This window comes from Pseudooceanicola nanhaiensis, from assembly GCF_020171315.1.
Taxonomy (GTDB): Bacteria; Pseudomonadota; Alphaproteobacteria; order Rhodobacterales; family Rhodobacteraceae; genus Pseudooceanicola; species Pseudooceanicola nanhaiensis_A.
In genome coordinates, this window is sequence record NZ_JAIUZP010000008.1 from 82,927 (window position 1) to 101,540 (window position 18,614).

The 18,614-nt window shown below is 66.0% G+C and carries 15 protein-coding genes; 6 read left to right on the plus strand and 9 right to left on the minus strand.

The window, feature by feature from the left end:
* Positions 1–146: 146 nt before the first annotated feature.
* Positions 147–449, plus strand: coding sequence for a DUF6477 family protein (locus LCM32_RS14540; RefSeq protein WP_224821805.1), 303 nt, complete (start codon positions 147–149; stop codon positions 447–449).
* Positions 450–546: 97 nt separating this feature from the next.
* On the opposite strand, the gene LCM32_RS14545 is transcribed toward LCM32_RS14540, so the two are convergent.
* Positions 547–2,091, minus strand: coding sequence for a trimethylamine methyltransferase family protein (locus LCM32_RS14545; protein WP_224821806.1), 1,545 nt, complete (start codon positions 2,089–2,091; stop codon positions 547–549).
* A 199-nt stretch (positions 2,092–2,290) separates the two neighbouring features.
* On the opposite strand from LCM32_RS14545, the gene guaA reads away from it, so the two are divergent.
* From guaA to eno, 5 genes are all read left to right on the plus strand, one after another.
* Positions 2,291–3,862 (plus strand): glutamine-hydrolyzing GMP synthase, encoded by a 1,572-nt coding sequence (gene guaA / locus LCM32_RS14550; protein WP_224821807.1) that lies wholly within the window; start codon positions 2,291–2,293, stop codon positions 3,860–3,862.
* 302 nt (positions 3,863–4,164) lie between these two features.
* The gene (locus LCM32_RS14555) at positions 4,165–4,725 is read left to right on the plus strand and encodes a sulfotransferase family 2 domain-containing protein (RefSeq protein WP_224821808.1); all 561 of its coding nucleotides are present in this window, start codon (positions 4,165–4,167) and stop codon (positions 4,723–4,725) included.
* Between the two features lie 79 nt (positions 4,726–4,804).
* Positions 4,805–5,233: a Fur family transcriptional regulator gene (locus LCM32_RS14560; protein ID WP_224821809.1), complete on the plus strand. Its 429-nt coding sequence runs from the start codon at positions 4,805–4,807 to the stop codon at positions 5,231–5,233.
* A 165-nt stretch (positions 5,234–5,398) separates the two neighbouring features.
* Positions 5,399–6,298, plus strand: a complete 900-nt coding sequence (locus LCM32_RS14565; protein ID WP_224821810.1) for a DMT family transporter — start codon at positions 5,399–5,401, stop codon at positions 6,296–6,298.
* Positions 6,299–6,404: 106 nt separating this feature from the next.
* Positions 6,405–7,679: a phosphopyruvate hydratase gene (gene eno / locus LCM32_RS14570; RefSeq protein WP_224821811.1), complete on the plus strand. Its 1,275-nt coding sequence runs from the start codon at positions 6,405–6,407 to the stop codon at positions 7,677–7,679.
* A gap of 411 nt (positions 7,680–8,090) precedes the next feature.
* On the opposite strand, the gene LCM32_RS14575 is transcribed toward eno, so the two are convergent.
* The 8 genes from LCM32_RS14575 to LCM32_RS14610 form a co-directional block, all read right to left on the minus strand.
* Positions 8,091–9,443, minus strand: a complete 1,353-nt coding sequence (locus tag LCM32_RS14575; protein ID WP_224821812.1) for an aspartate aminotransferase family protein — start codon at positions 9,441–9,443, stop codon at positions 8,091–8,093.
* 11 nt (positions 9,444–9,454) lie between these two features.
* Positions 9,455–10,528: a phosphotransferase gene (locus LCM32_RS14580; RefSeq protein WP_224821813.1), complete on the minus strand. Its 1,074-nt coding sequence runs from the start codon at positions 10,526–10,528 to the stop codon at positions 9,455–9,457.
* Positions 10,529–10,589: 61 nt separating this feature from the next.
* The gene (locus LCM32_RS14585) at positions 10,590–12,023 is read right to left on the minus strand and encodes an amidase (RefSeq protein ID WP_224821814.1); all 1,434 of its coding nucleotides are present in this window, start codon (positions 12,021–12,023) and stop codon (positions 10,590–10,592) included.
* A gap of 5 nt (positions 12,024–12,028) precedes the next feature.
* A complete protein-coding gene (locus LCM32_RS14590; RefSeq protein ID WP_224821815.1) occupies positions 12,029–13,396 on the minus strand; it encodes an aspartate aminotransferase family protein in 1,368 nt (455 codons plus the stop codon).
* 78 nt (positions 13,397–13,474) lie between these two features.
* Positions 13,475–15,085 (minus strand): ABC transporter ATP-binding protein, encoded by a 1,611-nt coding sequence (locus LCM32_RS14595; protein WP_224821816.1) that lies wholly within the window; start codon positions 15,083–15,085, stop codon positions 13,475–13,477.
* A gap of 1 nt (position 15,086) precedes the next feature.
* Positions 15,087–15,926 carry an ABC transporter permease gene (locus LCM32_RS14600; RefSeq protein WP_224821817.1) on the minus strand — a complete coding sequence of 280 codons (840 nt, stop codon included), beginning with the start codon at positions 15,924–15,926 and terminating at the stop codon, positions 15,087–15,089.
* Positions 15,923–16,891 (minus strand): ABC transporter permease, encoded by a 969-nt coding sequence (locus LCM32_RS14605; RefSeq protein WP_224821818.1) that lies wholly within the window; start codon positions 16,889–16,891, stop codon positions 15,923–15,925. The genes LCM32_RS14600 and LCM32_RS14605 overlap by 4 nt, the downstream gene beginning before the upstream one ends.
* Before the next feature lie 86 nt (positions 16,892–16,977).
* Positions 16,978–18,546 carry an ABC transporter substrate-binding protein gene (locus LCM32_RS14610; RefSeq protein ID WP_224821819.1) on the minus strand — a complete coding sequence of 523 codons (1,569 nt, stop codon included), beginning with the start codon at positions 18,544–18,546 and terminating at the stop codon, positions 16,978–16,980.
* Positions 18,547–18,614 lie beyond the last annotated feature (68 nt).

Sequence of the window (18,614 nt, forward strand, 5' to 3'; positions counted from 1 at the left end):
TCCACTTGTCGGACCATCATTGTTTCCACTGGATAAATAAATCTTCTCGCTGCGTGCGCGATTGTGGCCCAATCCGCAACGCCCGCAAGGGTTGTGCAAGCATGGTCCTCCCCGGTGCCGCGTGCACCGCGACTGGAGGCAAGACCATGCAAGACATCTGGACCCGCCTGACGGCCCTGACCCGACCGCGCCTGCTGATCCGCGCGGCGCGGATCGGCGCAGAGGAGTATCGCCGCACACCGCAGTTGCGGCGGCTGCTGGGGATGCAAGTGCCGGGGACCGGCGCCGCGCTTCTGCAGTTGTTGGAGATCGAGCAGGAACTCGACCAGAGCCGCCGACATGGCGACGCGGCCTATTCCGTGCAGCGCCACGTGGAGGTGCTGATCGCTCTCGTGGCCGAGGCGCGCCTTTACCGCGCAGGACTGTGTACAGCCCTGATCCATAGCTGATCCGGCCCCGAACTGGCCCCAAATTGGCCGGGTGGCCCGGACGAGCCCGGGCCGTCTCTCGCGCGGCGGGGTGTTATCCCAGGCCGCGCGGCAGGTCTTACATGAAGGCGTCGGGCATCTCGGCCTTGCGCCGTGCGATATAGGCGCTCAGCGCCTCCGCCACCGACGGGTCCATCTGCGGCTGCTGGTAGCTGTCGAGCATCTTGCGCACCCGGGCCGCGGCCAGCACCTGGCTGTCGCGCGCGCCTTCCTCGTCCCAGGTCTCGAAGGGCTTGTAGTCCAGCACCTCGGTCCGCCAGAAGGCGGTCTGGAAGTTGCGCTGCGTGTGGCCACAGCCAAGGTAATGGCCCCCCGGCCCCACCTCGCGGATGGCGTCCATGGCCTGCGCTTCTGTGTCGTGGGACACGCCCGCCGCCATCCGGTGCAACATGCCCAGCTGATCCGCATCCAGCACGAACTTCTCGAAGGAGGAGACGAGGCCGCCTTCCAGCCAGCCGCAGGCGTGGAGCATGAAGTTCACGCCCCCCAGCAGCGCCGCATTCAGCGTGTTCGCCGTCTCGTAGGCCGCCTGCGCGTCGGGCAGCTTGGAGCCGCACAGCCCCCCGCCCGACCGGAACGGCAGCCCCATGCGCCGGGCCAGTTGCCCCGCGCCATAGAGGATCTGGCTCGCCTCCGGGGTGCCGAAGGTCGGCGCACCGGAGTTCATGTCGATCGAGGTCACGAAGGCGCCGAAGATCACCGGGGCACCGGGGCGGATCAACTGCGAATAGGCGATGCCCGCCAGCACCTCGGCCAGCACCTGCGTCAGCGTGCCCACGACCGAGACCGGCGCCATGGCGCCGCCCACGATGAAGGGGCTGATGATCGCGGCCTGATTGTTGCGGGCATAGACTTCCAGCGCGCCCATCATCACGTCGTCGAAGGTCAACGGCGAGTTGATGTTGATGAGCGAGGTCATCACCGTGTTCTGCTGCACGAACTCCTCACCGAAGAGGATGTTGCACATGTCGACGCAATCCTGCGCCCGGCTCGGCTCGGTCACGGAGCCCATGAAGGGCTTGTCGGACAGGGTCATATGGGCGTGTAGCATGTCGAAATGCCGCTTGTTCACCGGCACGTCGGTCGGTTCGCAGACCGTGCCGCCGGAGTGGTGCAACCACTTCGACATGTAGCCCAGCTTCACGAAGTTGCGGAAATCCTCCATCGTCGCGTAGCGGCGGCCGCCGTCGATATCGCGCACGAAGGGCGGGCCATAGACCGGGGCCAGCACAAGGCTCTTGCCGCCGATCTCGACGCTGCGCTCGGGGTTGCGGGCGTGCTGGGTGAAGCGTGCGGGCGCCGTGGCGCAGAGCTTGCGGGCCAGACCGCGGGGAATATGCACCCGCTCGCCCCGGACATCGGCCCCGGCATTGCGCCACAGCTCCAGCGCACCGGGGTTGTTGACGAAGTTGACGCCGATCTCTTCCAGCACCGTTTCGGCGTTGGTCTCGATGATCTCCAGCGCCTCGTCCGAGAACATGTCGAGGTTGGGAATGTTGCGCTCGATGTAGCGCGCGGTGTCGAATTTGACCGAGGTCCGCTCGGCCCGGCGGGCCGCCCCGCCGCCGCCGCGGGTCCGTCTGCGTTGGGTCACTTCAGTCATGGCGCGAATCTCCCATCCCGGAATTGCCTTCCTTTGTAGCCCCGCCGTCCGGGGTGCTGATCCCCAAGAACGGCATCAATGGTTGAAAAACGACACCTGACCTGAGGCTTGCGCCCCCGCGCCAACCGGCTAAACAGGCTCTTTCCCTTACCGTGCACGGGCCCCTTGCCTGATGCGCCCGAGCCGAATAAACGGAGCCATGAGCCAGACATCCCATGACCGCCTCCTGATCATCGACTTCGGCAGCCAGGTGACGCAGCTGATTGCGCGTCGTCTGCGGGAGCTGAACGTCTATTGTGAAATCCATCCCTACCAGAACGTCACCGACGCGTTCCTGGCCGAGTTCGCGCCCAAGGCCGTGATCTTCTCGGGCGGGCCCGACTCGGTGGTGCGCGAGGGCTCGCCCCGCCCGCCGAAGAGCGTCTATGACCTCGGCGTGCCGATCCTTGGCATCTGCTATGGCCAGCAGGTCATGATGCAGGACCTCGGCGGCATGGTCGAAGCGGGCGAAAGCCACACCGCCGAATTCGGCCGCGCCTACGTGAACCCGACCGACGACCGGATCGACCTGCTGAACGGCTGGTTCCTGGACGGCGCGGGCCGCGAGCAGGTCTGGATGAGCCACGGCGACCACGTCAGCAAGATCGCCCCGGGCTTCACCGTCTACGGCACCTCGCCGGGCGCACCCTTCGCGATCACCGCCGATCTGGACCGCCGTTTCTACGCCGTGCAGTTCCACCCCGAGGTGCACCACACCCCGAACGGCGCGACGCTCTATGAGAACTTCGTGCGTGACGCGGGTTTCACCGGCGACTGGACGATGGCGGCCTACCGCGAAGAGATGATCGCCAAGATCCGCGAACAGGTGGGCTCCTCCCACGTGATCTGCGGCCTTTCCGGCGGCGTCGACAGCTCGGTCACCGCGATCCTGCTGCACGAGGCGATCGGCGAACAGCTGACCTGCGTCTTCGTGGACCACGGGCTGCTGCGGCTCAACGAGGCGACCGAGGTCGTCAAGATGTTCCGCGACAACTACAACATCAAGCTGATCCACGCGGATGAGAGCGACCTCTTCCTCGGCGCGCTCGAAGGCGTCAGCGACCCGGAAGTGAAGCGCAAGACCATCGGCAAGCTCTTCATCGACGTGTTCCAGAAGTACGCCTCCCAGATCGAGGATGCGACCTTCCTGGCGCAGGGCACGCTCTACCCGGACGTGATCGAGTCGGTCTCCTTCTCGGGCGGTCCCTCGGTCACCATCAAGTCGCACCACAACGTGGGCGGCCTGCCGGAGAAGATGGGCCTGAAACTGGTCGAGCCGCTGCGCGAGCTCTTCAAGGACGAGGTTCGCGCGCTTGGCACCGAACTGGGCCTGCCGTCCAGCTTCATCGGCCGCCACCCCTTCCCGGGGCCGGGCCTCGCGATCCGCTGCCCCGGCGAGATCACCCGCGAGAAGCTGGAGATCCTGCGCAAGGCCGACGCGGTCTACATCGACCAGATCCGCAAGCACGGTCTTTACGACGAGATCTGGCAGGCCTTCGCCGCGATCTTGCCGATGCGTACCGTGGGCGTGATGGGCGACGGTCGGACCTACGACTATGCCCTCGCGCTGCGTGCCGTGACCTCAGTCGACGGGATGACTGCCGATTACTACCCCTTCACGCATGAGTTCCTGGGCGAAACCTCGACCCGGATCATCAACGAGGTGAAGGGCGTGAACCGCGTGTTCTACGATTGCACCTCGAAACCGCCGGGGACGATCGAGCTGGAGTGATCCGGCCACCGGACCGAAACAGGAAACGCCGCGGACCCGCTCCGCGGCGTTTTTCGTTCTCGGCCTGCCACGCCCGCGACGCCTCTTCCGGGGCCGATTGATCACAGGGTGAGCGCCGCGCCTATGGCAGAAGCGCAACAGGAGAGCGGCGCGCAAATCCAACTTTTTAACGTAATTTCAGAATATTAAACCCCGCTGCAAAACCAGAACATCAGCCCGCCGCGCCACCTCCGTTGCCAAGCAGCGCTCCCAAGGCGACCATCCGGGGCTATAGAGGGTCTGAAACCACGAGCGGTGCCCGAATGTCGAACTTCCTGCTGCGCGATCCCGACTGCATCCTGATCCACATCCCCAAGACCGGCGGGTCCTCGATCCGGCGCGGCGTCTGGCAAAGCCGCTACGACGGGCCCGCCTTCGGCGAGATACCGGCCGACTGGCCACAGGTCTTCCGCTTTGCCTTCGTCCGCCATCCGCTGGAGCGGTTTGTTTCGGCCTATGCGGATTTCACCCAGATCCGGGGCTACAAGGGCGACATGGAGACCTTCGCCGCCATCACGATGGACGACAGCATCGCCTATGGCGAAGAGCGCTCGGGCCGGCAGGAGCGCATCCGCCACCACACGATCCCGCAGACCCATCCGTTCAACTGCCTGCACCTTGCGGACGAGATCTACCGCTACGAGGATTACGCCAACGAGGTGAGCCGCCTTGCCGCCCGGACCGGCGTCGCGTTCGGCGAACTGGCTCACCGCCGCAAGACCGACCACGCGGGCTGGGAGGCGCAGATCCCCGATGCCCTGCGCGCGCCCCTCATTGCGTTCTACGCGGAAGATTTCACCCGCCTCGGCTATCCGCTGCCCTGAGGGCGGCGCGTGGCATTGCCCCTTGCCTCTGCCTGTCGCAATTTGCGATGAAGGAAGCCCCGAACCGAAAGGGCGCCGCATGGCCGAAAGAGACCCGATCCTCGCGCGCTGCGAATCCCACGGTCTGCGCATGACCGAACAACGCCGCATCATCGCGGGCGTGCTGGACAGTTCGCGCGACCACCCGGACGTGGAGGAGCTCTATGCCCGCGCCTCGGCCCGTGATCCGCGGATCTCGCTGGCGACGGTCTACCGGACGGTGAAGCTCTTCGAGGAATCGGGCATTCTGGAGAAGGTCGATTTCGGCGATGGCCGGGCGCGTTACGAGGACGCGGAGCGCGCGCATCACGATCATCTCATCGACATGACCACCGGCAAGGTGATCGAATTCGTCGATCCCGAGATCGAGGCCCTGCAGGAAAAGATCGCCGCCAAGCTGGGCTACAGGCTCAAGGGCCACCGGCTGGAGCTCTACGGCGTCCCGATTGCCAAGTCCGAGGAGGACTGAGACCCCGGCACGCGCTGGCTGCGCGCCCCTCGGAGGTGTGGCGCAAGGGGTCGAACCACCTGCGCGGGACGACGGTCACAAAGCTGGCATCTCCCGTGAGGGCAGGCTATCAGGCGGCAAGGCCAGCCCCGGCCGCAGCCCCCTCATCCCTCCGGAGCCTCCCCCATGCAGAACCTGCGCGGCATCCTCTATGTCGTCCTCGCCATGCTCATCTTCACCATCGAGGACGGGTTCAACAAGGCGCTCAGCGTGACGATCCCCACCGGGCAGATCGTTCTGCTGCTCGGGATCGGGGGCACGCTGATCTTCGTCGTGGCCAGCCTGATCGGCCGCCAGCCCTTCCGCCGGGCTGAGGTGCTGCATCCCCTGACGCTTGTGCGCTCCGCCTCCGAGGGTGTGGCGACCATGTCCTTCGTGGTTTCGCTGGCACTGGTGCCGATCTCCACCGTGGCCTCGGTCTTTCAGGCCGCGCCGCTGGCGATCACGCTGGGGGCCGCGCTCTTCCTCGGCGAAAAGGTCGGCTGGCGGCGCTGGACGGCCGTTCTGGTGGGCTTTGCCGGTGTCCTCGTCATCATTCGCCCGGGCATGGCGGGCTTCCAACCGCAGGCCCTCGTGGTGCTGCTGGCGGTCTCGGCCATCGCCGTGCGCGACCTCTGCTCGCGCCGCCTGCCCGCCGGCCTGCCCTCCACCGTGGCCTCGGCCCTCGGCTTCAGCGCGCTGATCCCTGCAGCGCTCGGCCTGAGCTTTGCCACAGGCTCCGGCTTCGTGGCCATGGACGCGCGCGAATGGCTCTACATGATTGCCGCGATCGTCACCTTTGCGGTGGCCTATTACTTCCTCGTCAGCGCCACGCGCCTTGGCGATGCCTCGGCACTCACGCCGTTCCGCTACACCCGGCTGATCTTCACGCTGATTCTGGGCGCCCTCGTCTTTGGCGAACGTCCCGACCTGCCGACCTATTTCGGGGCCACCATGATCATCGGATCGGGTCTCTATACCTACCTGCGAGAACGGCGACTGGCCCGCAGCACGCTGAAGCGGAAGCCGACAGACGGGATTGTCTGACGCAAACATCGCGCTGTTTGCGCTAATCCTGCCGGCTCTGCCTTTCCAAGCGGCAGAGGTCAGACTAAAAGCGCGATCAAAGGCTTGGACAGAGGGATTAGACCCAATGAGCACGATTATCGACATTCACGCCCGCGAGATCCTCGACAGCCGCGGCAACCCCACGGTCGAGGTGGACGTGATCCTCGAAGACGGCACTCTGGGCCGCGCGGCAGTGCCCTCGGGTGCCTCCACCGGCGCCTACGAGGCCGTGGAAAAGCGCGACGGTGACAAGTCCCGCTACATGGGCAAGGGCGTGCTGGACGCCGTCGCCTCGGTCAACGGCGAGATCGCCGAAGCCCTCGTCGGCATGGACGCGACCGAACAGGTCGGCCTCGACATGGCGATGATCGAACTGGACGGCACCGACAACAAGGGCCGCCTCGGCGCCAACGCCATCCTCGGCGTGTCGCTGGCCGCTGCCCGCGCCGCTGCCGACTTCACTGCGCAGCCGCTCTACCGCTATGTCGGTGGCACCTCGGCCCGCGTCCTGCCCGTCCCGATGATGAACATCATCAACGGCGGCGAACACGCCGACAACCCGATCGACATTCAGGAATTCATGATCATGCCCGTGGCCGCGGAGAACATCCGCGACGCCGTGCGCATGGGCTCGGAAGTCTTCCACACGCTCAAGAAAGAGCTCTCGGCCGCGGGCATGTCCACCGGTCTGGGTGACGAGGGCGGCTTTGCCCCCGAGCTGGGCTCCACCACCGACGCGCTCGATTTCATCCTGAAGTCGATCGAAAAGGCCGGCTACAAGCCCGGCGAGGACATCTACCTCGCGCTCGACTGCGCCTCGACCGAATACTTCAAGGACGGTGCCTACGTCATGAAGGGCGAAGGCAAGACGCTGACCTCGGCCGAGAACGTCGAATACCTGCAGAAGCTCTGCGCCGCCTACCCGATCATCTCGATCGAGGACGGCATGGCCGAAGACGACTGGGACGGCTGGAAGATGCTGACCGACGCCCTTGGCGACACGGTGCAGCTGGTGGGTGACGACCTCTTCGTGACCAACCCGGCACGTCTGGCCGACGGCATCAAGCGCGGCGTCGCGAACTCCATGCTGGTCAAGGTGAACCAGATCGGCTCGCTGACCGAAACGCTCAAGGCCGTCGATATGGCCCACCGCGCACGCTACACCAACGTGATGTCGCACCGCTCGGGCGAGACCGAGGACAGCACCATCGCCGACCTCGCCGTGGCCACGAACTGCGGTCAGATCAAGACCGGCTCGCTGGCGCGGTCCGACCGGCTCGCGAAGTACAACCAGCTGATCCGGATCGAGGAAATGCTGGGCGAGACCGCGGAATACGCAGGCCGTTCGATCCTGAAGTAAGGGATCGGGACAGGACTGAGAAAGGGCGCCCCGGGGCGCCCTTTTGTTTTTGCAGCGGCTGTCTATCGGTTCAGCGGCGGACGGGCCCTCGCCGGCAGATGCCGTCTCTGGCAGCCACAGGGCAAGACGCTTTCCACGGCGCAGCTCAGCGGCACTGACACCCACGAAGGGCAGCGCCGTCCCGCGGGGTGGCGCATAAGCGCCGCCCCAGGGGGGCGGGTCGGCGCTGCCCGGCCTGAGGCCGGGCGGGACTTTCCAGCGATGTCGAGCCTCGGGCGCTTCCGTTTGGAAGGGTTCTCTCCGCCGATGCGATGTGCGGAGGACATCCGGACCACCGCCATACAGACAGCAAAAGGGCGCGGCCGCCCTTCCGGTCCGACCGCGCCCTGCGCTCTTCGTATCACTCCCGGATCAGATCCGGCCCAGCACCTTCTCGACCGTGCTCAGCAGGCGATCCACATGGGCCTCCGTAAAGATCAGCGGCGGGCGGATTTTCAGGATGTTCGCATCCGGCCCCGTGGCCGAGATCAGCACCCGTTCCTCCCGCATCCCGTTCACGCAGGCCCCGGCGGTTGCCGCATCCGGCGTTTTGGCCGCGTGGTCGGTCACGAACTCGCAGGCCACGTAGAGGCCCGAGCCGCGCACATCGCCGATCCGGCCGTCCTTCTTGGCGATCGCCTCCAGCCCCTCGCGCATCAGCGTGCCCATCTTCAGCGAGTTCTCCTGCAACTTCTCGTCGCGGATTGTGTCGAAGACTGCCTGCGCCGCGGCCACCGCCACGGTGTTGCCGCCGAAGGTGTTGAAGTAGCGCGTGTCGGCGCCGAAGCCCTCGATCACCTCGTGGCGGATCGCCATGCCCGCCACCGGGTAGCCGTTGCCCATGGGTTTGCCCATGGTCACGATATCGGGGTCGAGCCCGTGGCGCTGATAGCCCCACATCGCCTCGCCCGAACGGGCAAAGCCCGACTGGACCTCGTCCGCGATGTAGAGACCGCCATGTTCGCGCACCACGGCCGCGACCGGGGCCAGCAGGTCGGTGGGATGGGAATAGATCCCGTCCGAGGAGAAGAGCCCATCGGCGATGAAACAGGCGATCCCGTCGCCGTGGCGTTCCAGTTCGAGGATCTGCGCCTTGACCTCGGCTGCCATCTTCTGCCCCAGCGTGGCGGGGTCGTAACGATAGCTGTCCGGCCCGGCCACGCGCCGCACCCATGCGCCCAGAGGCGACTTGCCCCCCAGCGAGGGCGAATAGCCCGCCGTCAGATGCGAGTTGCCGTGATAGGCCTCGGCGGTGACGATGATCCCGCGCTTGCCGGTCTTGTGCATCGCGATCCGCGTGGCGAGGTCATTCGCCTCGGAGCCGGTGCAGGTGAACATCATGTGCCCGTCCCGCGCGATCGTGCCGCCGAAAGAGGGCAGCATCGTCTCGGCCAGCGTCAGGATGCTCTCCTGCACATAGCGGGTGTGGGTGCAGAGCACGCCCAGCTGTTTCGTGATCGCCTCCACCACGCGGGGGTGGGAATGGCCCAGCGACACCACGTTGTTGTAGGCGTCGAGGTAATCGTTGCCCTCGGGATCGAAGAGCAGCGCGCCCTCGCCCCGGGCCACGGTCAGCGGCTCCTTGTAGAACAGGCGATAGGCCGGCCCCAGCAGACGCTGCCGCCGCTCGATCCGGTCCGCGAGGACGGGATCGAGGTCGCGGGTCGTGCCGGGATCGAAGCTGTTGACCATCTTGCCGCCGGAGGGGGCGCTCTGGGTGTTCATGGCAATGTCCTTCAGGTGGGTCTGGGCAGGAGAAGGGCCGAGATCTCCTCGACCGGGCGCGCGATGAACCATCCCAGCTGTCCCCAGCTCGGCCCGGAATTGCGCAGGATGTACTCGCGGTTACTCGGCATCAGGGCAGCGCGCCATTCGTTCATCACCGCGCGAAGCAGCACGCGGGCCATGACGAGGTGCGGCACCATGGCCAGCTCTTCCTCGCCGATGGGAGCATGGGCGGCATAGCCCTCCACCACCGCGCGGGAGGGGGCGAAGATGTCGGCCTCGGGCGGGAACTCCCGCAGCATCTGGTTCATCACGGCGGTGGAGAGGTCGATGGCCACCGCGGTTTCCACCACGTCGCCGAAGTCGATGATGCCGGTGATGAACTGAGGCGCGGCGGGATCGCCGACGAGGTTGTTGCCACGGAAATCGTTGTGCACCACCTGCCGTGGCAGCGCGTCGATCCGCGTCTGCAGCGCAGCCAGCCGGTCAAAGACCGCCTCGGCCAGGGCGACACGTTCGGGCGTGGTCTCGATCTGGGTCAGCAGCGGGCGCAGGATGCCCGCATGGCGCACGTCCCAGGCCAGCACGCGGGCCTGCGCGGGATGCGAAAAGGTGGCGAGCGCCAGACGCAGCTCGGCAAGGGCGCGGCCGTAGTGATACCGCTGGGTGGCGTCCAGCCCGGCATCCTCGACCATCTCGCCCTCGACGTAGGTCATCATCCGCACCATCCGGTCAGAGCCCGCCAGCCGCGCGATATAGCCGCCCGATGTCAGAGGCACGGCGCGGGGCACGTCGATGGGGAAGCCGGTCTCTTCGAGGTGCCGCAGGGCCGCGAGTTGGAGGTCCAGCTCGCTCTCGGCCTCGTCGGGGTTGGCCACCTTGAGGATGAAGCGCCCCTGATCCGTGGTCAGGCGGAAGGTGTCGTCCTTCTCGGTATCCAGCCGGTCGAGCGAGCCTTCCATCCCGTAGAGATCGCGGCAAATGGCTGCGGCCTCCTCGGCGGTCAGACGGGTGAAATCGGTGGCAAGACCACCCTGCCCGGCCAGCTCCAGCGCCCGGGTCAACGCTGCATCGCGTTCAGTCATTCTCTTCTGCTTTCGCTGTCGGCCGGGCCCGTGACGGGGCCCGGCCTGTTGCCTTGAAGCCTCAGCCGCGCGGGGCCGAGGGGAAGGCCTCGGGGTGCATCGCCTGATAGGCGGCGGCGAGGGCCAGAACGGTCTCGTCCTCGAACCAGCGGCCCACGAACTGCAGGCCAATCGGCAGGCCATCGGCATCGAAGCCGCAGTTCACGGACACGGCGGGCTGCTCCGTCATGTTGAACGGATAGGTGAAGGGCGACCAGTCGGTCCACTCGGTCATGCCCGAGTCGCGCGGGACGTCCACACCGGCCTCGAAGGCCACCAGCGGCATCGTCGGCAGCATGAGCGCGTCGTAGGTCTGGTGGAACTTGGCCATCGTGACCTTGAGCTGCGCGCGAACCTGATCGGCGGCGATGAAATCGCGGGCCGACAGCAGGCGCCCCTGCTCGGTGATCGAGAGGAATCCGGGGTCCATCTTCTCGCGCTGCTCGGCCGTGGGGTTCGCCTGTTCGACGGCCCAGGCCTGTGCGGCATACCAGAGGTCCAGCAGCGCCTTCTGCGGCGAGGCGAAGCCGGGATCGGCCTCCTCGACGATGGCGCCCATGGCGGCCATGCGCTCGGCCGCGCGGTCCACGGCAGCGGCGACCTGCGGGTCAACCGGCGCGCCGGCCAGCGTGCGGGCATAGCCGATGCGCATGCCCTTGATGCCTTCGGGACCCTTGCGGCAGGCCGCGGCGAAGTCCGGCACCTGAGCGGGCGAGCGGCCGTAGAGTGCGTTGACCGAGGGACCGGCGACCGCGTTCAGGAAGAGGCCCGAGTCCTCGACCTTGCGGGTCAGCGGGCCGCGGTGGGCCAGTTCAGCCAGACCGGTGGGCGCGGTGGAGGGCACCCAGCCGAAGGTCGGCTTGATCCCGAAGACGCCGCAGAAGGAGGACGGAATGCGGATCGAGCCCGCCCCGTCAGAGCCTTCGTGCAGCACGCCCATGTTGAGCGCCGCCGCAACGGCCGCACCGCCCGAGGAGCCGCCCGAGGCGCGCGTGATGTCCCAGGGATTGGTGGTGTTGCCGCCCACGGGGCCGTGGGTCAGGCCCTTCCAGCCGAACTCCGGCGAGGCGGTGGTGCCGAGGATCGGCGTGCCGGCCTCGCGCAGTTTCACCACGATCTCCAGATCGGTCTCGGAGGGTTCCGTTTCACCCAGGATCGAGCCCTTGCGGAAGGGAATGCCCTTCACGCGGGTCAGTTCCTTGATCGTCGCCGGCACCCCGTCGATGGGCGAGAGCGGCTTGCCCGCCTTCCAGCGCGCCTCCGAGGCGCGGGCCTCGGCGATCGCCTCGTCCGCGACCACGGTGACGAAGGCGTTGACCGCCCCGTCGAACTTCTCGATCCGTGCCAGTGCCGCCTGCACCGCCTCGACCGGCGAGGCCGTGCCCGCGGCATAGGCCGCGGTCAGCTCGGTGGCGCTCATTTCGCCCAGATCGGTCTTTTCCATCACGTCGGCCATCGGTCTCAGGCCTCCTCAGCCAGCTCGGCGACCAGACCGTCGAGGGCCCGCTCAACGGCGTCGAACATGTCGTTGATCTGCTCTTCGGTGATGATCAGCGGCGGGCAGAAGCACAGCGCGTCGCCGATGGCGCGGCAGATGACACCCTGCTTCAGCAGATGCGCCTGTGCCTTGGGACCGATCAGGCCCGGCTTCTCGCCCGGCTTCAGCTCGATCGCGCCGATCAGGCCCACGCCACGCGACCACAGGGCCGCCTCATGCGCTTCCAGCTTCTTCAGCCGGGCCAGGAACGGGGCTTCCAGACGCGCGGCATTGCCGACGAGGTCCCGCTCTTCGATGATCTTGACGTTCTCGAGGCCCACGGCGGTGGCGACCGGGTGGCCCGAGGCGGTGAAGCCATGGCCGAAGACGCCCAGACGGTGGCTCTCTTCCGCGATCGGGCGGTAGAATTCCTCGGTCATCAGGATGGCGGAGAGCGGCATGTAGGAGGACGACAGCTGCTTCGACGTGGTCATGACGTCGGCCTTGATGCCGTAGGTCTCGCAGGCAAACATCTTGCCGGTCCGGCCAAAGCCGCAGATGACCTCATCCGCCACCAGCAGGATGTCGTATTTCTTCAGCACGGCCTGGATGCCGTCCCAGTAGCCCTTCGGCGGAACGATCACGCCGCCAGCGCCCATGACCGGCTCACCGAACATGGCGGCGATGGTCTCGGGGCCTTCGGCGAGGATCAGGTCTTCGAGCGCCTGTGCCATGCGGGCCGAGAACTGCTCCTCGGTCTCGCCCTCGAGGTGATCGCGGGGGTAGTCCGGGGTTTCGGTGTGGATCATGCGATCCAGCGGCAGGTCGAAGCTGGTGTGGTTCGGCGCGAGGCCCGTGACGGAACCGGCGGCGATGGTCACGCCGTGGTAGGCCCGCTTGCGGCCGATGATCTTCTTCTTCTCGGGCTTGTTCAGCGCGTTCGAGCGGTACCAGATCATCTTGATGATCAGGTCGTTCGCTTCCGAGCCGGAGGAGGTGAAGTGCACCTTCTTGATGTGCTCGGGCGAGATTTCCACCAGCTTCTCGGCGAGGTCCACGGCGGGGCCCACGGCCTTGTAGTTGAAGTTGTGGTAATAGGGCAGCTTGCGCATCTGCTGGTAGGCCACGTCGGCGAGGCGTTCCTCGTCGAAGCCAACGGCAACGGACCACAGACCGGCAAGGCCTTCGATGTACTTGTTGCCGGCGTTGTCGAAGACGTAGATCCCCTTGCCCTTCTCGATGATCAGGCCGCCCTCGTCCTCATAGCGCTTCAGGTCGACGGAGGGGTGCATGTGGTAGGCGATGTCGCGCGCCTCGGGGGAGTTCGGTGCGGGTTTGACCTTCGCATCCATGGGAGAGTTCCTTCACTGATGGTGTCCCCCGCCCGGCCTGCGGGCGGGGTATGCTGATATGCCTGTCGCGGACGGCCCTCAGGCCGCCTCTGCGTCCCAGTCCTTGCCCGGGATCGCCTCGATGAGGGACCGGGTGTAGGGGTGGCTGGGGTTGTCGAAGACTTGCGAGCCCGGGCCGATCTCGACGCATTCGCCCTTCTGCATCACCATGACGCGGTCACAGATCTGGGCTGCGACGCGCAGGTCGTGGGTGATGAAGACCAGCGAGAGGTCAAGTTCGCGCTTGAGTTCGTCGAGAAGCTCCAGCACCTGCGCCTGGATCGACACGTCGAGGGCCGAGACGGCCTCGTCCGCGACGATCACCTGCGGCTTGAGCGCAAGCGCGCGGGCAATGCCGATCCGCTGACGCTGACCGCCCGAGAACTCGTGCGGGTAGCGCTTGCCGGCGCCGGGCAGACCCACCCGTTCCAGCAGGGCGTCGGCCTCGGCCATGGCCTGATCGACGGGCGTGCCGTGGGCGATGGGGCCGTCCGCGATGGTGCGGCCCACGCGGATGCGCGGGTTGAGCGAGCTGTAGGGGTCCTGGAAGATCATCTGCACCTTGGCGCGCAGTTCCTGCAATTCCTTGCCCTGCGCCTTGGTGATGTCCTGATCGCCCAGAAGGATCTGGCCCTGATCGGTGTCCTGAAGCCGCACGAGGCAGCGCCCGAAGGAGGACTTGCCCGAGCCGCTTTCGCCCACGATGCCGATGGTTTCACCGCGGCCGATGGTCAGGTTGATGTCCTTCACCGCGTGCACTTCGCGCACCGGACGGAAGAGGCCACCGCCGGAGCGATAGGTCTTGGAGACGCCCTTCACCTCCATAAGCGTTTCGCGCGCAGGCGCGGCGGCGCGCCCTGCCCGCAGCTTGGGGATCGCGTCGATCAGCTTGCGGGTATAGGGGTGCTGCGGGTTCGACAGCACCGTGGCCGCGGGGCCTTCCTCGACGATCTTGCCAAGCTGCATCACCGTGACGTGGTCCGCGATCTCGGCCACGACGCCGAAGTCGTGGGTGATGAACATCACGGCCATGTTCCGCTCCACCTGAAGCGTGCGGATCAGTTCGAGGATCTGCGCCTGCGTCGTCACGTCGAGCGCGGTGGTCGGCTCGTCCGCCACCAGCACTTCCGGCTCCAGCGCAAGCGCCATGGCGATGACCACACGCTGCCGCTGCCCGCCCGAAAGCTGGTGCGGATAGGCCCGTGCGGCGCGGGCCGGATCGGGCAGCCCGACCTCGGTCAGCAGTTCCACGGCGCGCTTCTTGCGCTCGGCCGGTTTCAGCAGGCCATGGGCCTCGAAGACCTCGGCGATCTGATCCTCGATCCGCATCAGCGGGTTGAGGGCCGAGAGCGGCTCCTGGAAGATCATCGCGACGCGGCGGCCGCGCAGGTCGCGCATTTCCTCATCGGTCAGCCCGACAAGGTCACGCTCGCCGAGGCGGATGCGCCCGTCGGAGACATGGACGCCCTCGGGCAGCAGACCCATCAACGCGTTGGCCGACATGGACTTGCCCGAACCGGACTCGCCCACCACGCAGAGGATCTTGCCGGGGAAGAGATCGAAGCTGCAGCGATCGACGGCATAGGGACGGTCGGCCCCTTCCGGCAGCGCGATCTTCAGTTTTTCGATACGAACGATCGGATCGGTCATCTCAGCCCCTCCGTTTGGCAAGGCGCGGGTTCAGGGCGTCGTTCAGCCCCTCGCCGATCAGGTTGAAGGCAAGCACGGTCAGCAGGATCGCAACACCGGGGAAGAAGCTGATCCACCACGCCTGTTGCAGCACGGTCCGGCCAGCGCCGATGATGTAGCCCCAGCTCATCACGTTCGGATCGCCAAGGCCCATGAAAGAAAGCGCGCTTTCCGTGAGGATCGCCGTTGCGACCATCATTGAGGCAAGAACGATCACCGGAGAGATCGTATTGGGCAGGATCTGGCGGGTGATGATGGTGAAACCCGACTGGCCCGAAAGCTCTGCCGCCTCGATGAACTCGCGGTGTTTCAGCGACATCACCTCGCCGCGCAGCAGACGGGCCACGGGGGGCCAGCTGACGACGGCGATGGCGACGATCATGGAGGTGATCGAGGGCTCGAAGATCGCGACCAGCACGATGGCGAAGGCGAAGGACGGGATCACCTGGAAGAACTCGGTGATCCGCATCAGGACGTCATCCACCCAGCCGCCGAAGTAGCCTGCCGCGGCCCCGAGGGGGATGCCGATGCAGAGGCTGACGATGGTCGAGACGAAGCCCACCAGCAGCGAGATATAGGCGCCGTGTGCCAGACCCGCGGCAATGTCGCGGCCCAGCGTATCGGTGCCGAGCGGCACGGAGCTGTCCACGCCGGGCGCCATGAAGGGCATGTTGACCATGTCCCAGGGCGAGGTGGTGTAGAGCATCGGGGCAAAGATGCTGGCCAGAAGAACGATCGCGAGGATGACGAGACCCACCACGGCGCCCTTGTTGCCTTTGAAGGTTGTCCAGAAGTTGCTCATTTCAGGCGGATCCTCGGGTCGACGATACGGTAGGTGAAGTCCGTGATCAGGTTGAACATCAGCACGAGCGCGGCCGAGACGGTGAAGACGCCGAGCAGGACGTTGTAGTCACGGCTCTGAAGCGCTTCGAACATCAGCCGGCCGATGCCGGGCCATGCAAAGACGGTCTCGATCAGGACCGCGCCGCCGACAAGCTGGCCAGCATGCAGACCGGCAAGGGTGACGACGGGCAGGATCGCGTTGCGCAGCACGTGGCGGCGCTGGATGACCGAGGGCTTCAGCCCCTTGGCGCGGGCCGTCTTGACGAAGTCGAGGCGGTTCACCTCCAGCATGGAGGCGCGGGTGATCCGCACATAGGTCGCCATGAAGAAGAGCCCCAGCACGACCGCAGGCAGGATCAGGTGATGCGCGATGTCGAGGATGCGGGTCAGCCCGGTGAAGTCGGAGGCCGCGGTCTCATAGCCGAAGGCGGGCATCCAGCCGAGCTGGACAGAGAACAGCAGCACCGCCATCAGCGCCATCCAGAAGAGCGGCGTGGCGTAGAACAGCAGCGCGATGGTCGAGATGATGCTGTCGGAGGCCTTGCCCTGACGGGCCGCGGCGATGACGCCGGCGACAACGCCCAGGACGAGGGAGATCACGAAGGCCGAGATCGACAGAAGCAGGGTCGCAGGCAGGCGGTCGAGGATCAGTTCGCTGACCGGCATCTGCTGGCGATAGGAGAAGCCGAGGTCGCCGGTGGCGAAATGGCTGACATAGGTCCAGAGCTGCACGATGAACGGCTTGTCGAGGCCGAATTGGGCGCGCAGGTCTTCGATGAATTTCGGGTCGGCATCGCCGGCTTCCCCGGCCATGACAAGCGCGGGGTCGCCCGGCGCCATGTGAATCAGGCAGAAGTTCAGGATGGTAATGGCCAGAAGGATCAGAGCGATCTTGACCATCCGTCCCAGGATGAATCGGAGCATGGGTCAGGTCCCGTGGTCGGGGGTAGTGAGGGAGCCGGATGCGTGGAGGGCACGCACCCGGCTGGGGAGAAAACGATCAGGAAGGGTTACTTCTTGATCCAGGTCTCGCCGAGCGAGTTGCCGATGCCGTTCGCCGTGGAGACGAGACCCTGCACCGAGCAGTCGTAGAGGGTCGGGAAGCTGAGCTCGGTCAGCCATGCGACCGGCACGTCTTCCTGCAGGATTTTCTGCACCTCGGTGTAGGCTGCCTGGCGCTCCTCGTCGGAGGGCGCAGTCGCCGCCTTTGCAAAGAGTTCGTCAACCTTCGGGTTCGAGTAGCCCTCGACGTTGTTGAACGGGTTGCCGAGCGCGATCTGGCTGGTGATGTAGTTCCGCGCCACGCCGATTGCCGGGTCACCGTTCTCGTAGAGATAGGTGAAGGCGAGGTCATAGTCCCACTGCGAGGTCTTCTGGTTCCAGCCGGCCACGTCGGTGGATTCGATCTCGACCGGGATACCGACGGCCTTGAGGTTCTGCTTCACGACCTCGGCCCAACGCTGCCAGGTTTCGCCGTAGGGCAGCGGCAGCAGGCGCAGGGCCTTGCCGTCGTAGCCGATCTCTTTCAGCAGTTCCTTGGCCTTGTCGGGATTGTACTCGTAGGTCGGCTCGACCGCGTCGTAGAACGGGATGGTCGAGGTGATCGGGCCGGTGGCGACCTTGCCATAGCCGTTCCACAGCACCTTCAGCATCATCTCGCGGTTCATCGCGTACATGATCGCCTGACGGAACTTCTTGTTGTCCATCGGTGCGGTGCGGTTGTTGATCCACATCCACGACAGGGGGGCGTTGTATTCCCAGCCCTTTTCCGTGGTGCAGACGCCCTCTTCGGCGGCCAGACGCGGGATGTCGAAGTTCTCGACCGAGCCGCCGGGCAGAACGGAGACGACGCGGGTCTCGAAGGCCGTGGCGCGCGAAGCGGCATCGGGCACGACGTGATAGACGACGTCATCGAGGTAAGGCAGGCCTTCGCGCCAGTAGGTCGGGTTCGCGTCCAGCTCGATGTAGGAGCCGCGCTTCCACTCGGCCAGAACGTAGGGGCCGGTGCCGATCGGTTTGTCGTTCGCCGGGTTGGTCGCGAATTCCGTGCCCTCGTAGATGTGGGCGGGGACCATCGGGGCCACGTTGTAGCTGAGCGAACGGATGAAGGGGCCGAAGGGCTCTTTCATGGTGACGACGACGGTGTAGTCGTCGGTCGCGGTCACGTCGGCGACCGGCTCCATGATGGCGCGCCACTTGGACTTCGTCTCCATGAGGAAGTCCTTCATGGTGAAGACGACGTCCTTGGAGGTGAAGGGCTCACCGTCGGAGAAGGTCACGCCTTCCTGCAGGTGGAACGTGTAGGTCAGGCCGTCTTCGGAGATCTCCCAGCTCTTGGCCAGCGACGGCATCGGCTCGAGGTTCTCGTCGTAGCGCAGCAGGCCTTCGTAGATCGAACCGCCGACCAGCAGGCTGGGCCCGTTGGTGGTGATGCCGATCATCAGGCTGGTGGGTTCGGGCTGCACAACCAGGTCAAGCCGGCCACCCTTGACGGGCGTCTCCTGGGCAAAGCTGGCAGTGGCAGCGAACGAGCAAGCGGCAGCGATCGCCGCGCGTCGCATCGCGGTCGTTGAAAGCATCTTATAGACCTTCCTGTTGAAGTGGCCGTGTGTCCGGCCTTGTCTGGGTGAGCGCGCCCGGTTGGGAG

Bases quoted from the DNA above. Each gene is read 5' to 3' on its own strand.
- LCM32_RS14590 (WP_224821815.1), bottom strand. From the start codon at position 13,396: ATGGATGCGAAGGTCAAACCCGCACCGAACTCCCCCGAGGCGCGCGAC.
- LCM32_RS14540 (WP_224821805.1), top strand. From the start codon at position 147: ATGCAAGACATCTGGACCCGCCTGACGGCCCTGACCCGACCGCGCCTG.
- LCM32_RS14560 (WP_224821809.1), top strand. From the start codon at position 4,805: ATGGCCGAAAGAGACCCGATCCTCGCGCGCTGCGAATCCCACGGTCTG.
- LCM32_RS14595 (WP_224821816.1), bottom strand. From the start codon at position 15,085: ATGACCGATCCGATCGTTCGTATCGAAAAACTGAAGATCGCGCTGCCG.
- LCM32_RS14585 (WP_224821814.1), bottom strand. From the start codon at position 12,023: ATGGCCGACGTGATGGAAAAGACCGATCTGGGCGAAATGAGCGCCACC.
- guaA (WP_224821807.1), top strand. From the start codon at position 2,291: ATGAGCCAGACATCCCATGACCGCCTCCTGATCATCGACTTCGGCAGC.
- LCM32_RS14545 (WP_224821806.1), bottom strand. From the start codon at position 2,091: ATGACTGAAGTGACCCAACGCAGACGGACCCGCGGCGGCGGCGGGGCG.
- LCM32_RS14575 (WP_224821812.1), bottom strand. From the start codon at position 9,443: ATGAACACCCAGAGCGCCCCCTCCGGCGGCAAGATGGTCAACAGCTTC.
- LCM32_RS14605 (WP_224821818.1), bottom strand. From the start codon at position 16,891: ATGCTCCGATTCATCCTGGGACGGATGGTCAAGATCGCTCTGATCCTT.
- LCM32_RS14610 (WP_224821819.1), bottom strand. From the start codon at position 18,546: ATGCTTTCAACGACCGCGATGCGACGCGCGGCGATCGCTGCCGCTTGC.
- LCM32_RS14555 (WP_224821808.1), top strand. From the start codon at position 4,165: ATGTCGAACTTCCTGCTGCGCGATCCCGACTGCATCCTGATCCACATC.
- LCM32_RS14580 (WP_224821813.1), bottom strand. From the start codon at position 10,528: ATGACTGAACGCGATGCAGCGTTGACCCGGGCGCTGGAGCTGGCCGGG.
- LCM32_RS14600 (WP_224821817.1), bottom strand. From the start codon at position 15,926: ATGAGCAACTTCTGGACAACCTTCAAAGGCAACAAGGGCGCCGTGGTG.
- eno (WP_224821811.1), top strand. From the start codon at position 6,405: ATGAGCACGATTATCGACATTCACGCCCGCGAGATCCTCGACAGCCGC.
- LCM32_RS14565 (WP_224821810.1), top strand. From the start codon at position 5,399: ATGCAGAACCTGCGCGGCATCCTCTATGTCGTCCTCGCCATGCTCATC.